The 25185-nt window shown below is 61.3% G+C and carries 17 protein-coding genes; 4 read left to right on the forward strand and 13 right to left on the reverse strand.

Annotation, left to right across the window (positions count from 1 at the left end; genetic code table 11):
- Window positions 1-13: 13 nt before the first annotated feature.
- The 3 genes from ACSPX5_RS21280 to ACSPX5_RS21290 all read right to left on the reverse strand — a co-directional run bounded on the left by ACSPX5_RS21280 (window position 14) and on the right by ACSPX5_RS21290 (window position 3408).
- A complete protein-coding gene (locus ACSPX5_RS21280) occupies window positions 14-1264 on the reverse strand; it encodes a sarcosine oxidase subunit beta (RefSeq protein ID WP_003206307.1) in 1251 nt (416 codons plus the stop codon).
- A gap of 20 nt (window positions 1265-1284) precedes the next feature.
- Window positions 1285-2538 carry a serine hydroxymethyltransferase gene (gene glyA / locus ACSPX5_RS21285; RefSeq protein WP_169432216.1) on the reverse strand — a complete coding sequence of 418 codons (1254 nt, stop codon included), beginning with the start codon at window positions 2536-2538 and terminating at the stop codon, window positions 1285-1287.
- A gap of 159 nt (window positions 2539-2697) precedes the next feature.
- Window positions 2698-3408, reverse strand: coding sequence for a TraX family protein (locus ACSPX5_RS21290; RefSeq protein ID WP_439820207.1), 711 nt, complete (start codon window positions 3406-3408; stop codon window positions 2698-2700).
- Between the two features lie 128 nt (window positions 3409-3536).
- On the opposite strand from ACSPX5_RS21290, the gene ACSPX5_RS21295 reads away from it, so the two are divergent.
- From ACSPX5_RS21295 to ACSPX5_RS21305, 3 genes are all read left to right on the forward strand, one after another.
- A complete protein-coding gene (locus ACSPX5_RS21295) occupies window positions 3537-4574 on the forward strand; it encodes a threonine aldolase family protein (RefSeq protein WP_439820208.1) in 1038 nt (345 codons plus the stop codon).
- A gap of 260 nt (window positions 4575-4834) precedes the next feature.
- Complete coding sequence (locus ACSPX5_RS21300; protein WP_169432219.1) at window positions 4835-5029, forward strand: hypothetical protein; 195 nt, start codon at window positions 4835-4837, stop codon at window positions 5027-5029.
- A gap of 284 nt (window positions 5030-5313) precedes the next feature.
- Window positions 5314-6138 carry an SDR family oxidoreductase gene (locus ACSPX5_RS21305; protein ID WP_169432220.1) on the forward strand — a complete coding sequence of 275 codons (825 nt, stop codon included), beginning with the start codon at window positions 5314-5316 and terminating at the stop codon, window positions 6136-6138.
- Window positions 6139-6370: 232 nt separating this feature from the next.
- Here the strand turns inward: ACSPX5_RS21305 and gbcB are convergent, their stop codons facing one another.
- A complete protein-coding gene (gene gbcB, locus ACSPX5_RS21310; protein ID WP_169432221.1) occupies window positions 6371-7471 on the reverse strand; it encodes a glycine-betaine demethylase subunit GbcB in 1101 nt (366 codons plus the stop codon).
- 280 nt (window positions 7472-7751) lie between these two features.
- Between gbcB and gbcA the strand changes: the two genes are divergently transcribed.
- Window positions 7752-9044, forward strand: coding sequence for a glycine-betaine demethylase subunit GbcA (gene gbcA, locus ACSPX5_RS21315; protein ID WP_323159812.1), 1293 nt, complete (start codon window positions 7752-7754; stop codon window positions 9042-9044).
- A 130-nt stretch (window positions 9045-9174) separates the two neighbouring features.
- Here the strand turns inward: gbcA and ACSPX5_RS21320 are convergent, their stop codons facing one another.
- The 9 genes from ACSPX5_RS21320 to ACSPX5_RS21360 all read right to left on the reverse strand — a co-directional run bounded on the left by ACSPX5_RS21320 (window position 9175) and on the right by ACSPX5_RS21360 (window position 24963).
- Window positions 9175-10419 (reverse strand): metallophosphoesterase, encoded by a 1245-nt coding sequence (locus tag ACSPX5_RS21320; protein ID WP_439820209.1) that lies wholly within the window; start codon window positions 10417-10419, stop codon window positions 9175-9177.
- 25 nt (window positions 10420-10444) lie between these two features.
- The gene (locus tag ACSPX5_RS21325; protein ID WP_439820210.1) at window positions 10445-12313 is read right to left on the reverse strand and encodes a hypothetical protein; all 1869 of its coding nucleotides are present in this window, start codon (window positions 12311-12313) and stop codon (window positions 10445-10447) included.
- Window positions 12314-12476: 163 nt separating this feature from the next.
- The gene (locus ACSPX5_RS21330) at window positions 12477-15929 is read right to left on the reverse strand and encodes an alpha/beta fold hydrolase (RefSeq protein WP_439820211.1); all 3453 of its coding nucleotides are present in this window, start codon (window positions 15927-15929) and stop codon (window positions 12477-12479) included.
- 1247 nt (window positions 15930-17176) lie between these two features.
- Window positions 17177-17947: an electron transfer flavoprotein subunit beta gene (etfB, locus tag ACSPX5_RS21335; protein WP_169432226.1), complete on the reverse strand. Its 771-nt coding sequence runs from the start codon at window positions 17945-17947 to the stop codon at window positions 17177-17179.
- A gap of 9 nt (window positions 17948-17956) precedes the next feature.
- On the reverse strand, window positions 17957-19177 hold the full coding sequence (etfA, locus tag ACSPX5_RS21340; RefSeq protein ID WP_207863750.1) for an electron transfer flavoprotein subunit alpha: 1221 nt from the start codon (window positions 19175-19177) through the stop codon (window positions 17957-17959).
- Complete coding sequence (dgcB, locus tag ACSPX5_RS21345) at window positions 19177-21126, reverse strand: dimethylglycine demethylation protein DgcB (RefSeq protein WP_439820212.1); 1950 nt, start codon at window positions 21124-21126, stop codon at window positions 19177-19179. The genes etfA and dgcB overlap by 1 nt, the downstream gene beginning before the upstream one ends.
- A gap of 177 nt (window positions 21127-21303) precedes the next feature.
- Window positions 21304-23364 (reverse strand): dimethylglycine demethylation protein DgcA, encoded by a 2061-nt coding sequence (gene dgcA / locus ACSPX5_RS21350; protein ID WP_011336289.1) that lies wholly within the window; start codon window positions 23362-23364, stop codon window positions 21304-21306.
- A gap of 15 nt (window positions 23365-23379) precedes the next feature.
- Window positions 23380-23910, reverse strand: a complete 531-nt coding sequence (locus ACSPX5_RS21355) for a DUF5943 domain-containing protein (protein WP_007926354.1) — start codon at window positions 23908-23910, stop codon at window positions 23380-23382.
- Window positions 23911-23985: 75 nt separating this feature from the next.
- Window positions 23986-24963, reverse strand: a complete 978-nt coding sequence (locus ACSPX5_RS21360) for a dipeptidase (protein WP_007959776.1) — start codon at window positions 24961-24963, stop codon at window positions 23986-23988.
- Between the last annotated feature and the right edge of the window lie 222 nt (window positions 24964-25185).

Consider the following 25185-nt stretch of genomic DNA (forward strand, 5'->3'; position numbering starts at 1 on the left):
GGGATTTCTCCTGTTAGTGGGCGACAGCCGCAGCGCCGTGTTCGTCGATCAACGCACCGTTGTGGAAACGGTCGATGGAGAAAGGTGCGGCCAGCGGGTGCATTTCACCCTTGGCCAGGCTTGCGGCAAACACGTTGCCCGAGCCAGGTGTGGCCTTGAAGCCGCCGGTGCCCCAACCGCAGTTGAAGAACATGTTCGGTACCGGGGTTTTCGAAATGATCGGGCAGGCGTCCGGCGTGGTGTCGACGATGCCGCCCCACTGACGGTTCATGCGCACCCGCGACAGCACCGGGAACATCTCGACGATGGCCTGGATGGTGTGCTCGATCACCGGGTACGAGCCGCGCTGGCCGTAGCCGTTGTAGCCATCGATGCCGGCGCCGATCACCAGGTCGCCCTTGTCGGACTGGCTGATGTAACCGTGCACGGCGTTGGACATGATCACGCTGTCGATAATCGGTTTGATCGGCTCGGACACCAGCGCTTGCAGCGGGTGGGATTCGATCGGCAGACGGAAACCGGCCAGCTTGGCCATGTGCCCGGAGTTACCGGCGGTCACCACACCGACGCGTTTGGCGCCGATGAAGCCCTTGTTGGTTTCAACACCGATGCACACGCCGTTTTCCTTGCGGAAACCGATCACTTCGGTCTGCTGGATCAAGTCCACGCCCAGAGCGTCGGCGGCACGGGCAAAGCCCCACGCCACGGCATCGTGACGGGCCACGCCACCGCGACGCTGAACGGTTGCGCCCATCACCGGGTAGCGGGTGTTTTTCGAGCAGTCGAGGTACGGAATTTCGTCCGCGACTTGCTTGGCGTTGAGCAGTTCGCCGTCGACGCCGTTGAGGCGGTTGGCGCTGACCCGACGCTCGGAATCACGAATGTCCTGCAGCGTGTGGCACAGGTTGTAGACGCCGCGCTGGGAGAACATCACGTTGTAGTTCAGGTCCTGAGACAGGCCTTCCCACAGTTTCATCGCGTGTTCGTACAGGTGCGCCGACTCGTCCCACAGGTAGTTGGAGCGAACGATGGTGGTGTTGCGCGCGGTGTTACCGCCGCCCAGCCAGCCCTTCTCGACCACGGCCACGTTGGTGATGCCGTGCTCCTTGGCCAGATAGTAGGCCGTCGCCAGACCGTGCCCGCCGCCGCCGACGATGACCACGTCGTAGACCTTTTTCGGGGTCGGCGTGCGCCACATGCGCTGCCAGTTTTCGTGGTGGCTGAGGGAGTGTTTGAAGAGGCCGAAGCCCGAATAGCGTTGCATAGTCATGTACTCCAGAACGCTCAGCGATAAACCGGGAAGTCAGCGCACAGGGCCGAAACCTGCTGGGCGACGTTGGCCTCGACATCGGCATCGCCGAGGTTGTCGAGGATGTCGCAGATCCAGCCGGCCAGCGTCACGCACTGGGTCACCTTGAAGCCGCGGGTGGTCACCGCCGGGGTGCCGATGCGCAGGCCGGAAGTGACGAACGGCGACTGCGGGTCGTTCGGTACGGCGTTCTTGTTGACGGTGATGTGCGCGCGACCGAGGGCGGCGTCGGCGTCCTTACCGGTGAGGCCCTGACGGATCAGGCTGACCAGGAACAGGTGGTTGTCGGTGCCGCCGGACACTACATCGTAGCCACGTTTGATAAATACGCTCGCCATCGCCTGGGCGTTGTCGATCACTTGTTGCTGATAGGCCTTGAAGCCTGGCTCCAGCGCTTCCTTGAAACACACGGCTTTACCGGCGATGACGTGCATCAGCGGGCCGCCCTGGGCGCCGGGGAATACCGCCGCGTTGAGCTTCTTCTCGATCTCTTCGTTGGCCTTGGCCAGGATCAGGCCGCCACGGGGACCGCGCAGGGTCTTGTGGGTGGTGGTGGTGACCACGTCGGCGTACGGCAGCGGGTTCGGGTACAGACCGGCAGCCACCAGACCGGCGACGTGGGCCATGTCGACGAACAACAGCGCACCGACCTTGTCGGCGATCTGACGGAAGCGCGGGAAGTCGAGGGTTTTCGAGTAGGCCGAGAAACCGGCGACGATCATTTTCGGTTTGCACTCGACGGCCAGACGCTCGACTTCGTCGTAATCGATCAGGCCGGTCTTGGTGTCGATGCCGTACTGCACGGCGTTGTACAGCTTGCCCGAGGACGAGACCTTGGCGCCGTGGGTCAAGTGACCGCCGTGGGCCAGGCTCATGCCCAGAATGGTGTCGCCCGCCTGCAGCAGCGCCAGATACACGGCGCTGTTGGCCGAGGAGCCGGAGTGCGGCTGGACGTTGGCGTAATCGGCACCGAACAGTTGCTTGGCGCGCTCGATGGCCAGGGCCTCAACCTTGTCAACGTGCTCGCAGCCACCGTAGTAGCGCTTGCCCGGATAACCTTCGGCGTACTTGTTGGTCAGGCCGCTGCCTTGCGCTTCCATGACGCGTTTGCTGGTGTAGTTCTCCGACGCGATCAGCTCGATGTGATCTTCCTGACGTTGCTCCTCGGCATTCATCGCCGCCAGCAGTGCATCATCGTAACCCTGGATCCGGTCTTGCTTGCTGAACATCGCGTCTCTCCCAGCGGCATCTGTGCGCCATTCGTCTCGGTAAGGCACTGGTAATGACGGCAGTGCCCTTTGATGCCGATGGTATGGCCGGCGCAGGGAGGTCAAATGCCTACGGACGCCACGCAAAGGTGCGTTTACGACATGGCGGGCGCGGTGAGATCAAACAAGGGCCTGGCGCAAGGCCAGAAGAACGAGGAAATGCGCGGGATAGAGCGCATACGCCCAGCGACGCAGGGCTGGCGCACGGAGGAAAGTGGCATGTCGCAACAGGAACATTCCGAGCAGTGGCGCAATCAGGCATGTCGCAATACCGAGGACAGCCACACGGTTGCCGAACTGCGCGGATTCGTAGAGTACCTGCCACTGATTCGCCGCCAGACACACCAGCCCCGGCAAAAGGCTGAAATACCAGGGTTTGCGAAACACCAGCAACATCGCCAGCGGCAGCAGGACGCCGAACAGACCGAACATCAGTACCTGCGCGAACAACGCGGCCACCAGCAAGGCGCTGACGCCCAACAGTTGCGAAATCACCGTTCGATTCCGCCAACCCCGCGCCACCAGCAAGCCCAGCGCCAAAGTGGGCATCACATTCAAAGTGTCGGGATCGGGAATGTACAAACGGTAGGGAATCTCGCTGAACAGACTGAAGAGCAGCAACCAGCCCAGATAGCGCCATTCAGTCTTGCGCGCGCCGTCCCGCGCCAGGTTCGCCGCCATCGCCAGACAGAACCAGGGGAACGCCAGCCGTCCCGGCACATACAGCCAGTCGGCGCTGATTCCGACATATCGCAGGTGATCGAGCAGCATGCTCAGCAGCGCCAGCCACTTGAGCAGATCGAGTGCGCCGTCGCGCCGGCTCAGGTGCATAATCGGCTCGCATCCTTGTAAAGTTCTGACAGCGACATCCCGTGTGCTCCCCGGATGATCTTCGGTACAGTGCGCACCATCATTGACCCCACGAAGCGCCACAAGCGCCTCGATCACGGAAGCCGGCCATGACCGACAAGAGCCAACAATTCGCCAGCGACAACTACTCCGGTATCTGCCCCGAAGCCTGGGCTGCCATGGAACAGGCCAACCACGGCCACCAGCGCGCCTATGGCGACGATGAGTGGACAGCACGCGCCTCCGATTATTTCCGCAAGCTGTTCGAGACCGACTGCGAAGTGTTCTTCGCCTTCAACGGCACCGCCGCCAACTCCCTCGCGCTGTCGTCGCTGTGCCAGAGTTACCACAGCGTGATCTGCTCGGAAACCGCCCACGTCGAAACCGACGAATGCGGCGCACCGGAGTTCTTCTCCAACGGCTCGAAACTGCTGATCGCCGGCACCGAAAACGGCAAGATCACTCCGGCCTCGATCCGCGAAGTCGCGCTCAAGCGCCAGGACATTCACTACCCGAAACCGCGCGTCGTGACCCTGACCCAGGCCACCGAAGTCGGCAGCGTCTACACCCCCGAAGAAGTCCGCGCCATCAGCGACACCTGCAAGGAACTGGGCCTGAACCTGCACATGGACGGGGCGCGCTTCTCCAACGCCTGCGCGTTCCTCGGCTGCTCGCCAGCAGACCTGACCTGGAAGGCCGGCGTCGACGTGCTGTGCTTCGGCGGCACGAAAAACGGCATGGCGGTGGGTGAAGCCATCCTGTTCTTCAACCACAAACTGGCCGAAGACTTCGATTACCGTTGCAAACAGGCCGGGCAACTGGCTTCGAAGATGCGCTTCCTGTCGGCGCCGTGGGTCGGCATCCTGGAAAACGACGCCTGGCTCAAATACGCCCGCCACGCCAACCACTGCGCGCAACTGTTGGCCGAACTGGTCAGCGACATTCCGGGCGTGGAACTGATGTTCCCGGTCCAGGCCAACGGCGTGTTCCTGCAACTCTCGGAACCGGCCATCACCGCCCTGACCGCGCGCGGCTGGCGCTTCTACACCTTCATCGGCAAGGGCGGCGCCCGCTTCATGTGCTCGTGGGACACCGAAGAAGAACGCGTACGCGAACTGGCGGCGGACATTCGGCAGGTGATGAGTTGATGTGATTTATTTTTATAACGCTGATGTTTTTCACACCTATCGAACATAAGCAGCCCCTCTGGAAATACTTCATGATCCAAACAGATCGTGAAGTATTTCAATGATTTAATACCCCCCATCTCCGTTAAAAAACTCAAATTCACAATTAGAACAAAAGCACAAGCTGACAGAAATGACAGGTCCTTTCGCAAATTAAACTTGCTAGATTTAAAGGCAGCAACAAAGAAGCAGTTCTTAATTTACGAAGAAGGAAAACAGAGATGAACGATAAAGTAACAATTCTCGAAAAAAACGGCGAAATTTTATTCGAGCTATCCGTTACCGACGCCATTGCCTATTTAAACACCGGCGACATACTCAGATTTGATGGCAAACCCCGTTCAGTAGCTTATAAAACACTTATCGTAGAAGATGGCGAGCAACCCAGATTCACTATTACCGTAGAACCTCAATAATAATTTACAACTCTGCATTTCAAAATATCAATGCAATTAACGATGGCATGAAAATTCGCAGCACGCAGCAGTCATGCCATCTATTCCAACTAACTTTATAGTTTAACTTTCAGTAGAACGGCTCTTCCGTCATAGCAAGCAAGTACCCCTCCATAAATTCAGCTCGAATCAATCCAGCAATCCCTGCTGGGCGTTAACGGCGATCATTCGCGCCAAAGACTTGGTCTACATTGACTGGCGAGCCCTTTCGATCCGCTCGGATCACACCTATCAGGAGCGTACGCATGTCACTGCAAGGCAAAACCCTGTTCATCACTGGCGCCAGTCGTGGCATCGGGCGCGAAATTGCGCTGCGGGCGGCGCGGGACGGGGCCAATATCGTGATCGCGGCCAAGAGCGCCGAACCCCACGCCAAGTTGCCCGGCACCATCCACAGCGTCGCCGCTGAAGTCGAAGCGGCCGGCGGCAAGGCCCTGGCGCTGCAACTGGATGTGCGTGATGAAGACGCGGTGCGTCAGGCGCTGGCCCAGGCCAATGAACATTTCGGTGGGATCGATGCATTGGTGAACAACGCCGGGGCGATCAAACTGACCGGTGTGCAGCACATCGAGCTCAAGCGTTTCGACCTGATGCACCAGATCAATACCCGCGCGGTTTTGCTGTGCAGCCAGGCAGCCCTGCCCTATCTGAAGAAATCCTCCGGGCACATTCTCAACCTGTCACCGCCATTGAACCTCGCCAGCAAATGGTTCGCCCAGTACAGCCCCTACACCGTGACCAAGTACGGCATGAGCATGCTGACGGTCGGGATGAGCGAGGAATTCGCCCACTACGGGATCAGCGTCAATTCACTATGGCCGCAGACCATGATCGCCACGGCGGCGATCGAGTTTCAGCTGGGCAATCGCGAGTCGTTCAAGCATGCGCGTACGCCAGCGATCATGGCGGATGCGGCGCATGTGATTTTGAGCAGCAGCGGACGGCGGATTACCGGGCGGTTGTTGATTGATGAGGAGATTTTGCGCGAGAGCGGCGTGACCGGGTTTGATCATTACCGCTTTGAGCCGGGGAGCGATGCGAAGTTGATGACGGATTTGTTTGTGGATTGATCATTGTGTCTGTGAGCCCCTCCCCTCACCCTAGCCCTCTCCCCAAAGGGAGAGGGAACTGAACGGGGGATGCTCCTAAATTACGCCGGCCTGAATGTGCTTTGCCGAATCCATAATCGCCACGCTTAATCAGGTCGATGTATAGCGCAAAACACCTCGGTCAGCTCCCTCTCCCTGGGGAGAGGGCTGGGGTGAGGGGTGAGCCTGGCGCAAGGGGCCGCCCCACCGCCGATCAATATTCGATCCGCACATCCCCCTTCGGCACACTGCAGCAGGAAAGAATGTACCCCTCCGCCTCGTCGTCCTCGGTGATCCCGCCGTTGTGATCCATCTCCACTTCGCCGCCCAGCTTGAGTACCTTGCACGTCCCGCAGATCCCCATGCCGCAGGCTTTCGGAATCATCAGGCCGACCTTGGCCGCCGCCGCATGCACGGTCTCGCCCGGGGCCACGCGGATGCTCTTGTCCGAAGAGGTGAATTCCACCAGGTGCAGATCCGCCGCCGGGACTTCCGGTGCTTCCGCCGCCTGCTCGGCCTGTTCAACTGCATCGGCGCGGGCTTCCGGTGGCGTGGCGCCGAAGGACTCCTCGTGATAGCGCTTCATGTCGTAGCCTGCGTTTTCCAGCAGGCGCTTGACCGCGTTCATGTAGGGCGTCGGACCGCAGCAGAACACTTCGCGCTCGAGGAAATCCGGCACCATCAGTTCCAGCATCTTGTGGTTGAGGTAGCCGCGATAGCCGGCCCACGGCTCGCCCAGCCCGTGCTTCTCGCAGATCAGGTGCAGGCTGAAGTTGTCGATTCGCGACGCCATGTGTTCCAGCTCGCGGTGGTAAATGATGTCTTTGGGCGAGCGGGCGCTGTGGATGAACGTCATGTCGACGTTGCCGTTGGTGTCGTAGAACCAGCGAGCCATGGACATCACAGGGGTGATACCGACGCCACCGCTCAGGTACAGCACTTTCGGGCTCGGGAAATCGATGGCATTGAACAGCCCGACCGGGCCGTGTACCGCCAGTTCCTGGCCTTCATGCAGCGTGTCGTGCAGCCAGTTGGACACCTTGCCTCCCGGCACCCGCTTGATGGTCACCGAAAAACTGTACGGCACCGACGGCGAGCTGGAGATGGTGTACGAACGCATGATCGGCTGGCCTTCGATCTCCAGCTCCAGGGTCACGAACTGCCCGGGCTTGAAGAAGAACAGGATCGGCTGGTCGGCCATGAAGCAGAAGGTGCGCACGTCCCAGGTTTCCTGGATGACTTTGACGCAACGGACGATGTGTCGGCCATTGGCCCAGGTCTGGGTGGTGACCGGATTCAGGAAGCTGTTCGACATGCTGTTCTCCACGGCCGACTGTCGGCCTTCATGTGGCGATTCTGCGTATAGCGCGCACGCCCCGTTTACCTATCCGCGACATTGACATACTTATCGCGACCAGCCCCCAACCACCGGGGGTTGCGCGTCGGGAACAGATTGCACCATGTCGCCCATGGATAAGGTTCTCGCCTGCGCCGGCCCCACACTCGCCCCAACACAAACAGATTCTTTACACCTTGCGCTGCAACCCTGATCAGCCACTTTCGCGGCCACGCAGATGGCCTTGAGGAATTCATCGATGGACACCGCAAAAATCAGCCTCGGCGACCTGCTGGAACCCGCACGCAAGGCCACCGCACAAATGTTGCAGGAGCGCGAGCGCACCTATTCGCTGCCGCAACCGTTCTACAGTGACGAGCGCCTGTTCGATATCGACATGCAGGAGATCTTCCAGAAAGAGTGGTTGATCGCCGGCATGACCTGCGAGATCCCGGCCAAGGGCAACTACATGACCCTGCAGATCGGCAAGAACCCGATCATCGTGATCCGCGGCGCCGAAGGCGTGGTGCACGCGTTCCACAACGTCTGCCGTCACCGTGGCTCGCGCCTGTGCACCAGCGACAAGGGCAAGGTCGCCAAACTGGTCTGCCACTACCACCAGTGGACGTATGAGCTGGACGGCCGTCTGCTGTTCGCCGGCACCGAGATGGGCGCCGACTTCGACATGAAGCAGTACGGTCTGAAACCGGTGAACGTGAAGACCGCCGGCGGCTACATTTTCATCAGCCTGGCGGAGAACCCGCCGGCCATCGATGACTTCCTGTCGACCCTGAGCCACTACATGGAACCCTACGACATGGAAAACACCAAGGTGGCGGTGCAAACCACCTTGATGGAAAAGGCCAACTGGAAACTGGTGCTGGAAAACAACCGCGAGTGCTACCACTGCAACGGTTCGCACCCGGAACTGCTGAAAACCCTGCTGGAATGGGACGACGTCACCGACCCGCGTGCCGATCAGGCGTTCAAGGACCACGTCGCCGCCTCTGCTGCCGCGTGGGAAGCCGAAAAGATCCCTTACGCCCACGCCAGCTTCGGCCTGCGCAATCGCATCGTGCGCATGCCGCTGCTCAAGGGCACCGTATCGATGACCATGGACGGCAAACAAGGCTGCGCCAAACTGATGGGCCGGATCAAGAACCCGGACCTGGGCTCGATGCGCATCCTGCACCTGCCGCACTCATGGAACCACTGCATGGGCGACCACATCATCGTGTTCACCGTGTGGCCGATCAGCGCCCAGGAAACCATGGTCACCACCAAGTGGATCGTCCACAAGGATGCCGTGGAAGGCGTGGATTACGACGTGGAGCGCATGCGCAAGGTGTGGGACGCGACCAACGACCAGGACCGTCGCCTGGCCGAGGAAAACCAGCGTGGGATCAACTCCACCGCCTACCAGCCGGGTCCGTACTCCAAGACCTATGAGTTCGGCGTGGTCAACTTCGTGGACTGGTACAGCGAGCGGATGCTGAGCAACCTCGGCGCCGAGCCTGCGCCGTACCTCAAAGGCGTGCCGGTCCAAGGCTAAAAGCATCGCTGGCAAGCCAGCTCCCACAGTTTTCATGGTGCTCACAACATTTGTGTACACCGAAGAACCCTGTGGGAGCGGCGGTGCGACGATTCGACTTGCCCGCGATGGCGTCCTTACAGCCACCGCATCATTTGGATGACCACCTCACCGATCCATCCTCCCCGATAAACTCCTCGAAAATCTCCTCCCCCACCAACCTGATCTTCGCGTAGCCATTCAACACCCGCAGCGGATAGTCCGGATCGTTCGCATCCTTGGTTTCCGAAAACAGCACCCGCGAATGCCCGTTCAGTTCGCTGGTGGTGCCGTAAGGAATCGCCCCGTGCCCGGCGCAGCGCGCATGCAGTCCACCCTGCGGCGCATAGACGATGCCGTTGTGCAAATGCCCCCAGTACCAATAATCCGGCTCGCGCCCCAGTGCATCGCACACCGGTTGATACAGCGCGGTCTTGTTGTGCCCGGTGATGTCGAAGCCCTGATGATGACTGAGCACCATCAGTTTCTTGCGTTTGGGCAAGCCCTTCATCCAGACGATTTGCGGTTCGTTCAGGGTGCCGTCCATGTACAGGTTCATGACGTCCGAGGCGTACGCGGTGTCCAGCCCGACAATCAGCCAGTCGTCGTTGATCAGGGCAAAGTAGCTGGTGCCCTGCTGCCCCGGAAAACGCGCGGCCAGTTCCTTGAAATAGCCGTGGGCGCCGCTGTACATCTCATGGTTGGAGTTGAGGGTGAACGAGCCGTGGGTGCCCATCGGCCAGCCGGCCATGTCGGTGTCTTCCTGGGAGTGGGTACCGGCGTAATAAACGTCCCCCAGGTGAATGGTGAAGTCAGCGTTGGCCAGTTGCATCTGCTTGGCCACCGACACCGCCGGCGCATGGCTGTTGAACGGCCCGGTGCCCCAGTCGCCGGCAATCGCCAGGGTAACTTCGCGCTCCATGGTCACCAGCGCCGGATCGGTGCCGAAGGTCGCGTGATGGCGCAGGTTCTCGATCCACTTGAGCAACGCCTCGCTCCACAGCAGATCCAGCAGCTCCCATTTGCGACAGCCCAGCAGCGTGCCGTCCTTGAGCACTTTGGTCTGCAGTTGATCGGGCGATTGCGGCAGCGGCGTCGCGTTGCCGATGCGCAGGATCGACAAACCGTGGGCCAACTCCCACGGCACGGCCGGCTCGTCGGTCGGCAACTCGCCGTGCTTGAGTACGTACTGCGCCTGATCGTGACCACGCTGGAGCAATTTGATGATGGCCTCGAATTCCTTGGGTTCGAGTTCACTGATGAGCTTCATCCAGGCCATTTCGATGCGCGTGAACAACCCGTGCAGGCGCACCTTGACCTTGTCGTATTCGTGTTTCAGATGACCGACCGCTGACATGGCGTAATCCTCTATCCGTAGGGGTTCACAGGGTTTTCATGAATTCGATCAGCGCACGCTTGTCGTCGTCCGACAGCGTCGTGCCGTACAGGTGACCGCTGTTGTGGTTGCCCTCAAGACGCGTGTCGTAGGTGAAATCCGCCGAGGCTTTGGCCTGTGCGCCACTGGTCACGAAGCCGACGTTGACCGGGTCGTAGACATCGGAACCGGTGATGAATACCTGTGGACGTTTTTCCGGCGGTTGCAGCAAGTCCCACAGGGTCGGCACCGAGCCGTTGTGCAGGTACGGCGCGCGCAGCCAAATGCCGTCGGTGGGCGTGTTGCTGTAGCTCTGGGTCTTGCGGTAGGCGCCGAAATCGAACGGCGGTTTCTTGAAGGTGTGGAACGCCGCCACCAGCCCGGTGGTGAACGAGTTCAGCCGGTGGGGATCGGTGCCGAGCTGGTCGATGTGGGTGGTGACCTGCCCGGTGTCGACGCGACCGAAGTCGTGGCAACCGGCGCAATTGGTTTCCCAGATCGGTTTGCCCTGGGCGACCTTGGCCTGATCCAGTGCCCACGGCCACGCCGGCGCCTTGTGCCCGAGCAGCCAGTTGGTCACGCGGTTGAAGCTCGGTGGCAGCACCGATTGCGGCGTCGCGCCCACGGCCATCGCGGCGGCGTAGTTGCGCTCGTGGATCTTGTTGTTATTGCCGTCCCAGTGCAGGTACATCGATTCCCGGGGTTTCTGGTTCCACACCTGCGGCAGGTCGACGGTGCCGATGGTCGAGTCATCCGGGAAGCCGAACACCACCATTTTCGTCGGGTTGAACGTGTCGGTGCGCCCCGGGCCCTGTTGCGGCCGCAGCTTCTGCCAGGCGTAGGCCTGCTTCTGTTTGAGCAGCGCGGTCTTGGCCATCGGGATGATCAGGTAGCGGTTGTAGAGCTTCTCGAAAAAGCCGAGCTGGAACTTGCTGTTGATCGCCGCCATCACCGCGTCGGTGGTGAATTTCGGATCGCTGGCGCAATCGTAGGCGAACCACTGAAAGGCTTGCAGTTGCAAGGTGTTGGCCGGTGCACTCGGCACATTCACCGCGACATCGCTGGCATTCGCCCGGTAGGAACCGGTGTGGCACAGCGCGCAGTTCGGCTCGACGGTCGGGTAGCCGATCTGCCGCCTGGCCATGCCGATCGGCAGGTCCTTGCCGTTCTCGAACAGGAAACCGAACACTTCCCAGCCGCCGGGTTTCGGCAGTTTTTCCGGACACATCTGCGGCAGCACGGAGAACAGGTAATACGGAATCCGCGCTTCGATGCCCAGGCCAATCGCGGCGTATTTGTAATGGTCCTCGTCGGAGGCGTAATCCTGCTCCGGCACCACGCGCAGCATCTGATACCAGGTCTGGTAACCGATGAACGCCAGCAACGCCACCTTGACCAGCGTGCCGACCTTGAACGCGTGACTCTGCCACTGCCGCGCCCACGCCGCCCGCCATTCGCGCCAGCCGTCACAAAGCAGCGCCAGCGGTCGGTTTTCAGGGGTGGTGCCGAGGTACAGCAGGATGCCGAGGATCAGGAAAAAGCTCAGATCGCCCATCAGCATCGGCACGAACACCGAGCCCTGGCTGCTGGTGTTGATCAGGTAGATCCAGAACGCCACCGCGATCAATCGCGTCAGCACACACAGCCAGGAATGCACCACGTAGCGCGGCGCGTTGAAGCCCGACGGCATGTAGAAAACGCTGATGCCCACCAGCAGCATCCCGGCGTTTTCCAGCCACGGGTCGGAGAGTTGCGGCGGCAGGCCGACCACCGATGTCAGCAACCCCGGCGCGAACAGCGCCGGGATCGCGAACACCATGTTCATCGCAATGCCGAGCCAGATAAAGCGTTGAAACCAGCGGATGTAGCTGTCCATGTCATCCATTTCCTTGTGCAGACCCGAGAGATGTATTGCCTGACCTACCGCCTTCGCGAGCAAGCCCGCTCCCACATTGGACTGGGGTGTCTGCTGATTTTGTGTCTGGCACAAAACCCTGTGGGAGCGGGCTTGCCCGCGAAGCGGACGACTCGGTCTGAGATCAACCGAGGGCCGTTTTCTCCAGGTGCTCAAGGATGATCGGATACACATCGACCACCGCGTTCTTGCCGAACATGCAATCGATGTGGCCGTAACCCGGCACCACATGCCGGCTGTAGCGTTCCGGCCCATGCTTCTCGCAAACCCGCTGGTAAGTCTTGAGCGTGCTTTCCGGCAGATAACACTGGTTGTCGGCGCCGCTGATGAAGCAGATCGGCATGGTCAGCCGATCAAAGTGCGGCATGTACACGTCGTGCCCTTTGAAATCCACCAGATGCCCTTTGCGCACGATCAGCGCCAGGTGCTCGAAGGTCTCGATGTTCGACTCGCCGAACAGCTCGTGCAGGTTGTCGTGCAGGGTCTCGTTGAGGGTGTCGTGGCGATACAGCGAGGCGTACATGAAGGTGATGCGGTGGCACACCGGGTTGGTGCAATAGCCCTGGGCTTCGATCCGCGCGTAGCCGTTGAGCGCCTTGTCGTAGAGTCGGTTGAACCAGTTCTCCTTGCTGTCGGCGTAGGCGGTCATCGACTTGATGCCGATCGCATCGAGCATCCCCGGCAGGTGCAGACCGGCCTTCAACCCAGTAGCAGTCGCGACCACCGTGTCGGCGGCAATCTGCGAGCAGACCACCGAACGCACGCCCTGCAAACCGGCGAGCAACGACATGAAGAACGTGGTCGCGCCGTAGCAATGCACCACGCACTGCACGTCTTTCGCGCCGGTCTGCTGCTGGATCTGCCCGATGGCGGCCTTGAAGTCGTACTGGGCGATCTGGTCGCCGTTCCATTCCTTCTTGCTCGCCGGCAGCAGGATGCTCACGCGGAAATCCAGCAGCCACACGTCATAGTCGTGCTTGCACAGAAACTCGAGCAGGTTGGTCTGGATCGTATCGGTCGAGAAGATATTGGAGCCCACACCCAAACCATGCACCAGCATCACCGGCCCTTTGCTGCCGGCCTGATAGCGGGTCAGGCGCAACTGCACGCCGTCTTCAGTGGAAAAGAAATGCACGGCCGGCGTCGGCGCATCCAGCGGCCGTTTCAGCCGTGGCGGCGCGTCGGGGTTGAAGTATTTGTCACCGGCGAACACCCCGCCATAACTCTCCCAGAGAATCCCGGCGAAGAACTTGCCGAACCGCGCCAGCCCTTCGATGCGCTCACGTTCGTTGCGCGCATTGAGGACTTTCATGGTGGTCATCTGCTTGGCGAAGTCGGTCGGTTTGATGTGCATCACCCCGGAGCCGATCACCTCGCCCGTCTTGTCCGGCCCGCGATACAGGGTCACGTAGAGGGTGCTGGTGTCGTGCCAGATATTCAGCACGCCGTTGTCTTCCGGCACGGTCTTGAAGGCGCTGAAGAAGTAGTCGTTGCCGTCCTCGGCGGTCAGCTTCATGTCGTACTTCATGTGGCGCGTGTCGACCTGTTGCTCGAATTGCTCGAACAGGTTGAACACACCGTTGCTCGCGGTCAGCGGTTCCGGCGACAGCGCCGGGGCGATCACCGTGCCGACGATGGTCGCGGCGTGTTCGGGCTCCTTGATCATCCGGTTGAGGTCGTTGGCGGTGATGGTCAGGGTGAAGTCGATCGGCGAGTTGTCCGCCTCGCCGCGTTTGGCTGCCGCCTCATAAACTTTCAGGTCGGTGCTTTGTGCGGCGGTGAAGGCGCGGGAGAAGTAGCCTTTCATGGTTTCGGTGAACTGCACGCCGAGGGTTGGCGGCGCGGTCTGTTTGCGCGGCGCCGACGGCAGCGTGTAGTCGATCGTCCAGCCCCGGTCGGCCGCCAGCAGGCCCATGTTGCGCTCGCTCACGGCGGAGATGGTCAGCAGCGGATTGACCGCCAGTGACGTCGGGATCACCGCGCCGTCGGTCACGTAGAGGTTGGAGTAGACATCGGTGCCGGTCGCACCACTGAACACCTGGCCCTTGTGGTTGACCACGCCTTGCGCGGCGTCTTCGCCCATCACGCAACCGCCCAGCGGATGCACCGAGACGATGCTGTGCTTGAGCAGCTTGGTCCAGATCGGATTCTCGACCCAGATCCCGCCCAGGGCCTTGGTGCTCTGGTACAGCCGTTGGTTGCCGATCTTGAAGTTTTCCTGCTCGCCGACGCCCGGCCAGTCGATGCGCAGTTGATCCTTGCTGTCGAGGACCATGCGTCCCTGGCCGCTGTCGTGGCTCATGATCAGGTAGGTCTGCATGTTATGCAGCGCGCCGTGGTACGGGCCGCGCAGGAAGCTTTCGGCTTCGCGCTCCTTGTACTTCACTTTGCCGCTGAAGGTGTCGTCGGTGGGCTTGCCGATCATCTCGGCGAACCCGGCCATCGCCGGCACCATCGGCCGGCCGAGCGCGCCGGGGATCGAACCCTCCTCGATGACCATGCGACTGCTGCGGTCACCCTCGGTGCGCATGTCGATGATCGAGGTGATGCACGGGCCGACCGGTTGCAGTTCCTTGGCCGAATGCGCGCCGAAACCGATGCCGTTGATGGTCTGCTCGCAGTTATGGCCGAAGCCGAGGATGTCGCCGTTGCCGCTCATGTTCTCGCCGAGCTGGCCGGACATCGCCAGGCCTTTGTCCCGCGAACGCAGCAGAATTTCAGTGGAGCCGAGGGTGCCGGCAGACACCACGACGATATCGGCCTTCACGAACAAGGTCGGTGCGTCGAATTTCTCGCGGCCGCTGTCCAGGTACTGGAAGTGCACGATCCAGCCGTTGCCGTCGCGCTCCAGATGCCGCACCTGGGCCTGGCAGAAAATCTCCGCGCCGTGGTTAGTGGCGTCCGGCAGGTAGTTCATCAGCGTGGTGTTCTTGGCCTTGTTGTTACAGCCCGAAACGCAGTCGCCGCAGTGGTTGCACGGCAGTTGCTCGACGCCGACGTGGTTGAGGTTGTTGGGCAGTTTGTCGAAGGTCACGTTGATCGGCGGCCTGTAGAAGTGCGCGCCTTGCTTGAGGAAGTCCGCGGATTTTTTGTTGGCATCGAGTTTCGGCAGGTTCGGCGCGGTGCTCGGGTAGGGATTGGGTTTGAGCATCTCCCGGGCCTTGGCGTAACCCGCCTTGAGCAAGCCGTCGTGGTCCTCGCGCACCGCCAGTGGCCAGCGCGGATCCTGGAACACATCAACGGTCGGCTCCAGGGAAACATTGGCATTGATCAGCGACGTGCCGCCGAGGCCGCAACCGACCACGACGTTCTGCTGCGCGTTGACGTGCAGATCGAACAGCCCGGTGCGTGAGCCGATGTGGCCGTCCGGATCGTGTACCTGCAATTCCTCGGTCGCGGCGATCATGGTGTTGGGGTATTCGCCGGGCTGGATTTCCCGACCGCGTTCCAGCAGACAGACCTTTTTACCGGCCCGGGACAGGCGCGACGCGGCGATGCCACCGCCGTATCCGGAGCCGATGACGATCACGTCGTAGTGTTCCTTGATTTCGCTGATGGGCGTTGCGATCCGTGTCATGAGGGGAGTCCTCTCTCAGGCAGATGGGGCAACTCTGCGGTTGCCTGCAATCAATGGGCGAACGGGCACCTGGCCTCCGGAAATCCCGACGGCAGTACAACGGTTTGGGGCAGGATCAGGCGCTACAGACGGGCATGCTGATTGGCAGCACGACGCAACGTGCGCTTTCGCGGCGAAGGTGCCGGCAGAGCGCGGGGCGTGCAGGGATTGAGGGCCAGGCGGTGTGGCTGGGTATCCATCACGCGTTCTCCCTGAACCAGATGTGGATAAGTGACGGCTGTCCTTGTGCCATTGCAGTGAAGACAGGCACCGGATCGAAGTCAAGGCAGCCTCTTAGAACTGTATGAAATCTGATCAATTGCCTTTTGGACTAAGCCCGCCGGGGGTGGCAGGGTTTGGCGAACAAGTTATCCACATAGCCACCCACAGCTAATGGGGACAACTGTGGATGAAGTAGAAAAATAATCGAGGTTTTGTGAAGAAAAACCGTGACTTATTCAGAAGCAGTGTTTGCCTGAGCGATTGAGTGTTTTTTGATCAAAACCTTGCAGATCACGGATTACGTGGCTTACAGAGGATGGCGAACACCTTATCCACAGAAGCGCCAACAGAGTTCGGGGGTAACTTGGCGGGTGCTGTGGAAAAGCGCTGGAGGCGTTGATAAATCTGGGCTTGTGTAGAGTTTGGTGGGTAAAAAGGGTGAATTGAACGTTTTTTGATCAAATCCTTGTAAGCCACGTTTTATATGGCTCTTAGCGGATAGCGAACATCTTATCCACAGAAGCGCCAACAGAGATTGGGGGCAAGTCTGCAAGTTGTTCTGGGGAAAAAGCTCGTAAAAACCGCGAGTTAGGCTGGTTGTTTTTTGATCTGAGGGCTGCAGGGCTTGATTGGTATGGGGTTCGGAGAGGGGCGAACATGTTATCCACAGAGTGGTTAACAGGGATTGTGTGTAATTTCCAGTAATTGGATGACTTATGACCGCTGCCCTCACCCCAGCCCTCTCCCGAAACGTCGGACCGCCCGAAGGGAGAGGGAGCCTACGGTGGTGATTTCGCGAAGTACATCGACCTGAACGCTCATCGTGACCTTAGGTTTGCTCGAACCAAGGTCAGAGAGTGGTTGATGCTTGGCAAACCAAGGTCACCGCCGGAGTCGCAGGTCGATGTAAATGGCCTATACACCCCGGTCAGTCCCCTCTCCCTCCGGGCGGTCCGACGTTTCGGGAGGGCTAGGGTGAGGGGCTTCTAGCGGACAACACCTTCTTCGATCAGCAGCTTGAGAATGGCTTCCGCACCAGCCTGCGCCGTCACGCCCTTGAGCACCTGCCCCCCACCCCCACTGGCCTTGGCCGTCGCCGCCTTCATCCGGTCAGCCCCGCTCTTGGCCTTGATCACCTTCAACCGTTTCGGCCGTGGCTTGGCCGGTTGCAGCGTCGCCACCGCAAGCAATTCGTCGTCCACCACTTCCACGTCTTTCGCCTGAAGAACGCCACGCCGCGCCGGGCCGTAAGCACTCTGCCGAGGCTTGGGCGCGGCGTTATCCACAGTCGCCAGAAACGGCAGGCGCACCTTCAGCCGGCGCCGCTGCCCACGGGGCAACGCTTGCAGCACCAGCGCAGAACCGTCGTTGATCGACTCGACTTGCGCCAGCCCCACCACCAGCGGCCAGCCCAGCCCTTCAGCCAGCAGGAACGGCAGCATCCCCGAACCTTCGCCGGTTTCCGCCTGGCTGCCGGTCAACACCATCTGGGCACCGGCATCTCGCAGATACTCGGTCAATGCCGGCAGCGCGTCGGCGCCAGCCGGTTGTTCCAGCACGTGCATCTGCGCAAGTCCCATGCCCAGATAGGCGCGCAGCGCCGGTTCCGCGATATCGCCGGCGTGCAGCACTTGCAGGTTGTCCCCCGCCAGTTGCAGGCCGAGTTCCACCGCGCGTGCGTCCTGATCGGCGCGGCGCGGGCGGCCGGAAGTCGGGTGGGCGCCGATTGAAACCAGACTGATGATCTTTGTGCTCATAACCGTTCCTTAAGCCGCATCGCGCTTGGCTTCGTTGCGGTAAGCCTCTACCGCCGCGATCAAGGCCTGAAGAATTTCCGCGCTCTCGCCGATCACCGACAGGTCGGCACGCTTGATCATGTCGCAGCCCGGATCGAGGTTGATCGCCACCACTTTGTCGCAGGCACCGATGCCCTGCAGGTGCTGGATCGCCCCGGAAATCCCCACGGCCACGTAAACCCGCGCCGTAACCCAGGTGCCGGACGCGCCGACCTGACGGTCGCGGGCCATGAAACCGTCGTCCACCGCCACCCGCGAGGCGCCTTCGGTGGCGCCGAGAGCGGCGGCGGTCTTGTGGAAAAGCGCCCAATCCTTGACCCCGTTGCCGCCGGAGAAGATGAACTCGGCCTCGGCCATCGGGATCGCTGCCGGGTCCACCGCTACGGCGCCCAGATCCTCGATCCGCGACAGGCTGCGCGCCACAGGTGTGGATAACTCCACCGGCAACGCTTCGTGACGGGTTTCGCTGACGGGTTCGGCACATTCGGCGGACGCCAGAATCAACCGCGCCACCGGGCGGGCGAGATCCTGCAACCCCGCACCGGCGCGGCCGATGCACTCCTGATCCTTGACCTGCCACACCCGTGTCGCCGGGCGCTCGCCCAGTGCAGCGGCAAAGCGCCGACCGAGTTCGCCGCCCCCGCTGCGGCTGTCCGGCAGCAGCCAGTGACGCGGGTTGAACTGGTTATCCACAGCCCGCAGGCCCTGGATGCGTTGTTCCGGTGCATAACCGCTGAACTGTTCGCCTTCAAGCACCAGCAAGCGGTCAACACCCGCCGTGGCGAAAGCGTTTTCCTTGTGCTCGCCGAACACCACCGCCAGCACCGCACCATCGCTGCCGGCCAGTTGATGAGCCAGACCAAGCAGGTCGCGGTCGTGGCTGCTCAAGCGGCCGCCGACCATGTCCGGCACCACGCTGATGTAGAACGCCGGGGCCGGCACCTGATGCAGCGGCAATTGCACTTCAACCGCTGCCGAACGTTTGACCGCCCCGCCCTGCTGGGCGCCACTGCGGTCGATGCGCTTGATGCCGTTCGGCCCGATGAAACCGATGCCGTGCAGGTTCTTGCGGATGATCCCGTTGGGGCCCATCCAGCTGTGTTGCGCCGGCTGCATGGCCGCGTGCAGCGGGTGCAGGCGGTTGCGCGCAATCCATTCGGCGCGGGGGTCGCGGCGGATAATGTCGCTCATCAGTGGGCCTCCGCAGGTTCACGTTTGGCCGGGGTGGCAGGCTTGTTCGGCGCGGCGTCTTCGAGCAGCGCGTCGGCCACCAGCTCGGCGATGTCCTTGATCAGCGGACGCGGTTCGACCACGCCTTCGAGCATCGCCGTGCACTGTGGACAACCCACGGCCACCAGCTCGGCGCCGGTCTCGCGGATGTCTTCCATGCGCATGTCGGGGATCCGCTGTTTGCCCGGAATATCGGTGATCGGCGCCCCGCCACCGCCGCCGCAGCAGCGCGAACGGAAGCCGGAACGTTGCATTTCCTTGATCTCGATACCGAGGGCGCGCAGCACTTCGCGCGGCGCCTCGTACTCGCCGTTGTAGCGGCCGAGGTAGCACGGATCGTGATAGGTCACGCTGTTGCCTTTGTGCTGACCGAGGTTCAGCGCGCCGGCCTGAATGATTTCCGCCAGGTAAGTGCTGTGGTGCTGCACGAGGTAGTTGCCATCGAACGCGCCGTACTCGTTTTTCAGCACATGGAAGCTGTGCGGATCGCAGGTGACGATGCGGTTGAAGCTGTACTTGGCCAGGGTCTGGATGTTGCGCTTGGCGAGCAACTGGAAGGTCGCTTCGTCACCCAGACGTCGGGCCACGTCGCCGCTGTCGCGTTCCTCCAGCCCGAGCACCGCGAAGTCGACCTTGGCCGCCTTCAGCACTTTGACGAAGGCACGCAAGGTACGCTGGTTGCGCATGTCGAAGGCGCCATCGCCGACCCAGAACAGCACGTCGGTGGATTTCTTCTCGCTGAGCAAGTTGAGGTTCAGGTCCGCCGCCCAGTTCATCCGACCGCCCGGGGCGAAACCGCCAGGGTTGTCGGTGGCAATCAGGTTCTCCAGGACTTCGGCGCCCTTGTTCGGGGTCGCGCCTTTTTCCAGGGTGAGGTGCCGGCGCATGTCGACGATGGCATCGACGTGCTCGATCATCATCGGGCACTCCTCGACACAGGCGCGGCAGGTGGTGCACGACCACAGGGTTTCGGCATCGACCAGACCGTTGACGATCGGTTGATGCGGATTGCCTGAGTGTTCTCCTACAGGCTTGCCCGGATAGGGGCTGCCGGCGAACTGGGCATCGGTGCCGCCGGCGAGGCCGACGACCATGTCCTGAATCAGCTTCTTCGGGTTCAGCGGCTGACCCGCAGCGAACGCCGGGCAGGCTGCTTCGCACTTGCCGCACTGCACGCAGGCATCGAAACCGAGCAACTGGTTCCAGGTGAAATCCTTGGGTTTCTCCACGCCCAGTGGCGCGGTCGGATCATTCAGGTCCAGCGGTTTCAAACCGGTCGAACGGCCGCCGCCAAAGCGTTCGGCGCGACGGTGCCAGGCCAGGTGCAAGGCACCGGCGAAGGCGTGCTTCATCGGGCCGCCCCAGGTCATGCCGAAGAACAGCTCGGACACGCCCCACAACACGCCGATCCCGAGAATCGCTGCCAGCACCCAGCCGCCGAAGTTCTCCGGCAGGATCCCGGCCACCGGCAAGGTCACCAGGAAGAACGAGGCCGAGAACGCCAGCAGGCTTTTCGGCAGGCGCATCCACGGGCCTTTCGACAGCCGCGACGGCGGATTGAGCCGACGCCGATAAACGAAGATCGCACCGACGAACATCACCGCCGTCATCAGCAGCAATGCGTAGCCAAGAATGCGGTTATGCAGGCCGAAACCGTGCACCAGAATCGCCAGCACGATCGACGCCACCGCACCGCCCGCCGTGGCGACGTGGGTGTTGGCGATGTATTTGTCCCGCGCCACCACGTGGTGCAGATCGACCATGTAACGCTTGGGCATGGCGAACAGGCCGCCGATCAGATCGACCTTCGAGGCCCGGCCCCGACGCCACATGGCCACCCGCCGCAACGCCCCCAGCACCGCAAGGGCCAGGGCTGCGAACAACAGGATTGGAAGAAGGGTGTTCAACATAGGTGTTGCTCCCAAAGACCTCAGGTCTTGCAGGTCGAGATGCCTTACTCGGTCACTGTGGGGGCGGCGGTGCGACGATTCGACTTGCCCGCGAATGCATTCTGTCAGTCACATATTCATCGACTGACCCACCGCTATCGCGGGCAAGCCCGCTCCCACAGGGTCTTGTGCAAGCTTTTAGAAATCCTTGCAGAGGCGCAGGGCGTCATAGATCGCAGCGTGGGTATTACGCTGCGCCACGCAGTCACCGATGCGGAACAGCAGGTAACCGTCGCCGGTGCTGCTCAACGAAGGTTGCGGCTGGATCGCGAACAGCGCCTCGACATCGATCTGGCCCTTGTTGCGCGAGCCGTCCTTGAGGGCGTAGTAGATTTCTTCATCCGGGCGCACGCCGTTCTCGACGACCACCTGATCCACCACCCGCTCCTCTTTGGCGCCGGTGTATTCGTTCTCCAGCACGGCGACCAGCTTGTCGCCTTCGCGGTAGACCTTCTCCAGCATCATGTCGCCGGTCATGATCACTTCTTTCGGGTACATGCTGCGGTAGTAGGTCGGGAACGACGTACCGCCGATGGCCACGCCCGGCTTGATGTCGTCGGTGACGATCTCGACCTGGCTGCCCTTGTCGGCGAGGAAGTCCGCCACCGACATCCCGGTGAACTCGCAGATGGTGTCGTAGACCAGCACGTTCTTGCCCGGCGCGACCTTGCCGTCGAGCACGTCCCAACTGCTGACCACCAGCCCTTCGGCGGCGCCCCAGTGTTCGTTCTGTTCCAGGTACGGGTGACCGCCGACCGCCAGCACCACGATGTCCGGACGCAGGTCCATGATGGTGTCGGCATCGGCAGCAGTGCCCAGGCGCAGGTCGACTTTCAGGCGTGCCAGCTCCAGCTGGAACCAGCGGGTGATACCGGCGATCTGGTCGCGCTGCGGCGCTTTCGAAGCCGTAGTGATCTGCCCGCCGATGAATTCTTTCTTCTCGAACAGGGTCACGTCGTGGCCACGTTCGGCCGCCACGCGAGCCGCTTCCATCCCCGCCGGGCCCGCACCGACGATCACCACCTTGCGTTTCGGCCCGGTGGATTTTTCGATGATGTGCGGCACGCCCATGTATTCGCGGGAAGTCGCGGCGTTCTGGATGCACAGCACGTCCAGCCCCTGGTACTGACGGTCGATGCAGTAGTTGGCGCCGACGCATTGTTTGATCTGGTCGATCTGGCCCATCTTGATCTTGGCGATCAGGTGCGGGTCAGCGATGTGGGCGCGGGTCATGCCGACCATGTCGACGTAACCGCCCTCCAGAATCCGCGTGGCCTGGTTCGGGTCCTTGATGTTCTGCGCGTGCAGCACCGGAACCTTGACCACTTCCTTGATCCCGGCCGCCAGGTGCAGGAACGGCTCCGGCGGGTAACTCATGTTCGGAATCACGTTGGCCAGGGTGTTGTGGGTGTCGCAACCCGAGCCGACGACGCCGATGAAATCGAGCATGCCGGTGTCGTCGTAATACTTGGCGATCTGCTTCATGTCTTCGTGGGACAGACCGTCCGGGTGGAACTCGTCACCGCAGATGCGCATGCCGACGCAGAAGTCGTCACCGACTTCGGCGCGTACGGCTTTCAGGACTTCCAGACCGAACTTCATCCGGCCTTCGAAGGTGCCGCCCCATTCGTCGGTACGCTTGTTGACCCGCGGGCTCCAGAACTGGTCGATCATGTGCTGATGCACGGCCGACAGTTCGACGCCGTCCAGACCACCGGCCTTGGCGCGGCGCGCGGCTTGCGCGTAGTTGCCGATCACCCGCCAGATTTCTTCCGGCTCGATGGTCTTGCAGGTAGCGCGGTGCACCGGTTCGCGGATGCCCGACGGCGACATCAGGGTCGGCCAGTGGAAACCGTCCCAACGGGAGCGACGGCCCATGTGGGTAATCTGGATCATGATCTTGGCGCCATGCTTGTGCATGGCGTCGGCGAGATTCTGGAAGTGCGGGATGATCCGGTCGGTGGACAGGTTCACCGAACTCCACCATTGCTGCGGGCTGTCGATCGCCACCACGGACGAACCGCCACAGATCGCCAGGCCGATGCCGCCCTTGGCTTTCTCTTCGTAATATTTGACGTACCGTTCGGTGGTCATGCCGCCGTCGGTCGCGTAGACCTCGGCGTGCGCGGTGCTGAGCACGCGGTTGCGGATGGTCAGTTTGCCAATTTGAATTGGCTGGAACATTGCTTCGAAAGCCATGGCGGGTTCCTCGACTTACAACGGCTTGACGGTGAACAGGCCGTCGTCGTGGCCTTCTTCGGAGCCACCGTAGACCTGCTCGGCCACGGTGCGGATCTTGCTGCCGCGAGCGGCGAGGATCTGGTCCATGGCCCCGGCAAACCAGCCGGTGAACATGTAGTCGACCTTGCGCCCGACCTTGCCGTAGACGTAGACGAATGCGGAGTGTTCGAGCTTGACGCTGGCGGTGCCTTTGTCGAGGTCGATGTCCTGGATCTTGAACAGGCCCCAGCCGCGCTGCGACAGACGCTTCATGTAGTGTTCGAACACCGCTACGCCTTCCAGGCCATGGCACTCGGCTTCTTTTTCACACCAGTGCCAGGCGGACTTGTAGCCGGCCTTGTAGAGGATTTCGGCATAGGCGTCGGCGCCCAGCACTTCCTCGATGCCCATGTGGTTGTTGACGAAGAAATGCCGCGGCACGTACAGCATCGGCAGGGCGTCGGAGGTCCAGACACCGGTCTCGCTGTCGACTTCGATTGGCAATTGCGGGGCGATCTTGGCCATGGAAACTTAACTCCAGAAAAATTTTGGTGTTGCCCCCGGCGCGGACGGCCGGGGGAAAGTATTCAGAGAAGCGGCTTACTCGCCCCAGACGTCCTTGAGGACGTTCACCCAGTTTTCACCCATGATCTTGCGCACGACCCGTTCGGAGTGGCCACGCTTGAGCAGGGTTTCGGTCAGGTTCGGGAACTCGCCGACGGTGCGGATGCCCAGCGGGTTGATGATCTTGCCGAAGTTGGTCAGACGGCGGGCGTAGCCCTTGTCGTGGGTCAGGTATTCGAAGAAGTCCTGACCGTGACCCTGGGTGAAGTCGGTGCCGATGCCGATGGCGTCTTCGCCGACGATGTTCATGGTGTATTCGATGGCTTCGGCGTAGTCGTCGATGGTCGAATCGATGCCCTTGGCCAGGAACGGCGCGAACATGGTCACGCCGACGAAACCGCCATGGTCAGCGATGAACTTCAGCTCTTCGTCGGACTTGTTGCGCGGGTGTTCTTTCAGCCCCGATGGCAGGCAGTGGGAATAGCAGACCGGTTTTTTCGATTCGAGGATGACTTCTTCGGAAGTCTTGGAGCCGACGTGGGACAGGTCGCACATGACGCCGACACGGTTCATCTCGGCGACGATCTCGCGACCGAAGCCCGACAGACCGCCGTCACGTTCGTAGCAACCGGTGCCCACCAGGTTCTGGGTGTTGTAGCACATCTGCACGATGCCGACGCCGAGCTGCTTGAACACTTCGACGTAACCGATCTGGTCTTCAAACGCGTGGGCGTTCTGGAAGCCGAAGAGGATGCCGGTCTTGCCCTGCTCCTTGGCCTTGCGGATGTCGGCAGTGGTGCGGACGGGGATCACCAGGTCACTGTTCTCGCGGATCAGTTTCTGGCTGGCGGCGATGTTGTTGACCGTGGCCTGAAAGCCCTCCCACACCGACACAGTGCAGTTGGCCGCCGTCAGACCGCCCTTGCGCATGTCTTCGAACAGCTCGCGGTTCCATTTGGCAATGATCAGACCGTCGATAACGATGCTGTCGGCGTGTAATTCGGCTGGGCTCATCAGGCGTCCCCTTATTGGCGATTCATGCGCCGAATCGTCTGCCGGCGCTTTGGGGCCAGCATATGCCTCGGTGCGCGACCAGCCGGGTGCAAAAACGACAGGGGAATTGCCGAAAGCGTCAATCCGCGACAAAGGGTCGCCAACCGGTCCGACCAGCCACCTGTTCAAGCCCGCGAGCTTGAGCCAGAATCTTGCGCATCTTGGATACACCACTGGATTAGA

It is taken from the genome of Pseudomonas sp. HLG18 (assembly GCF_051903985.1).
GTDB classification, from domain to species: Bacteria; Pseudomonadota; Gammaproteobacteria; order Pseudomonadales; family Pseudomonadaceae; genus Aquipseudomonas; species Aquipseudomonas fluorescens_BT.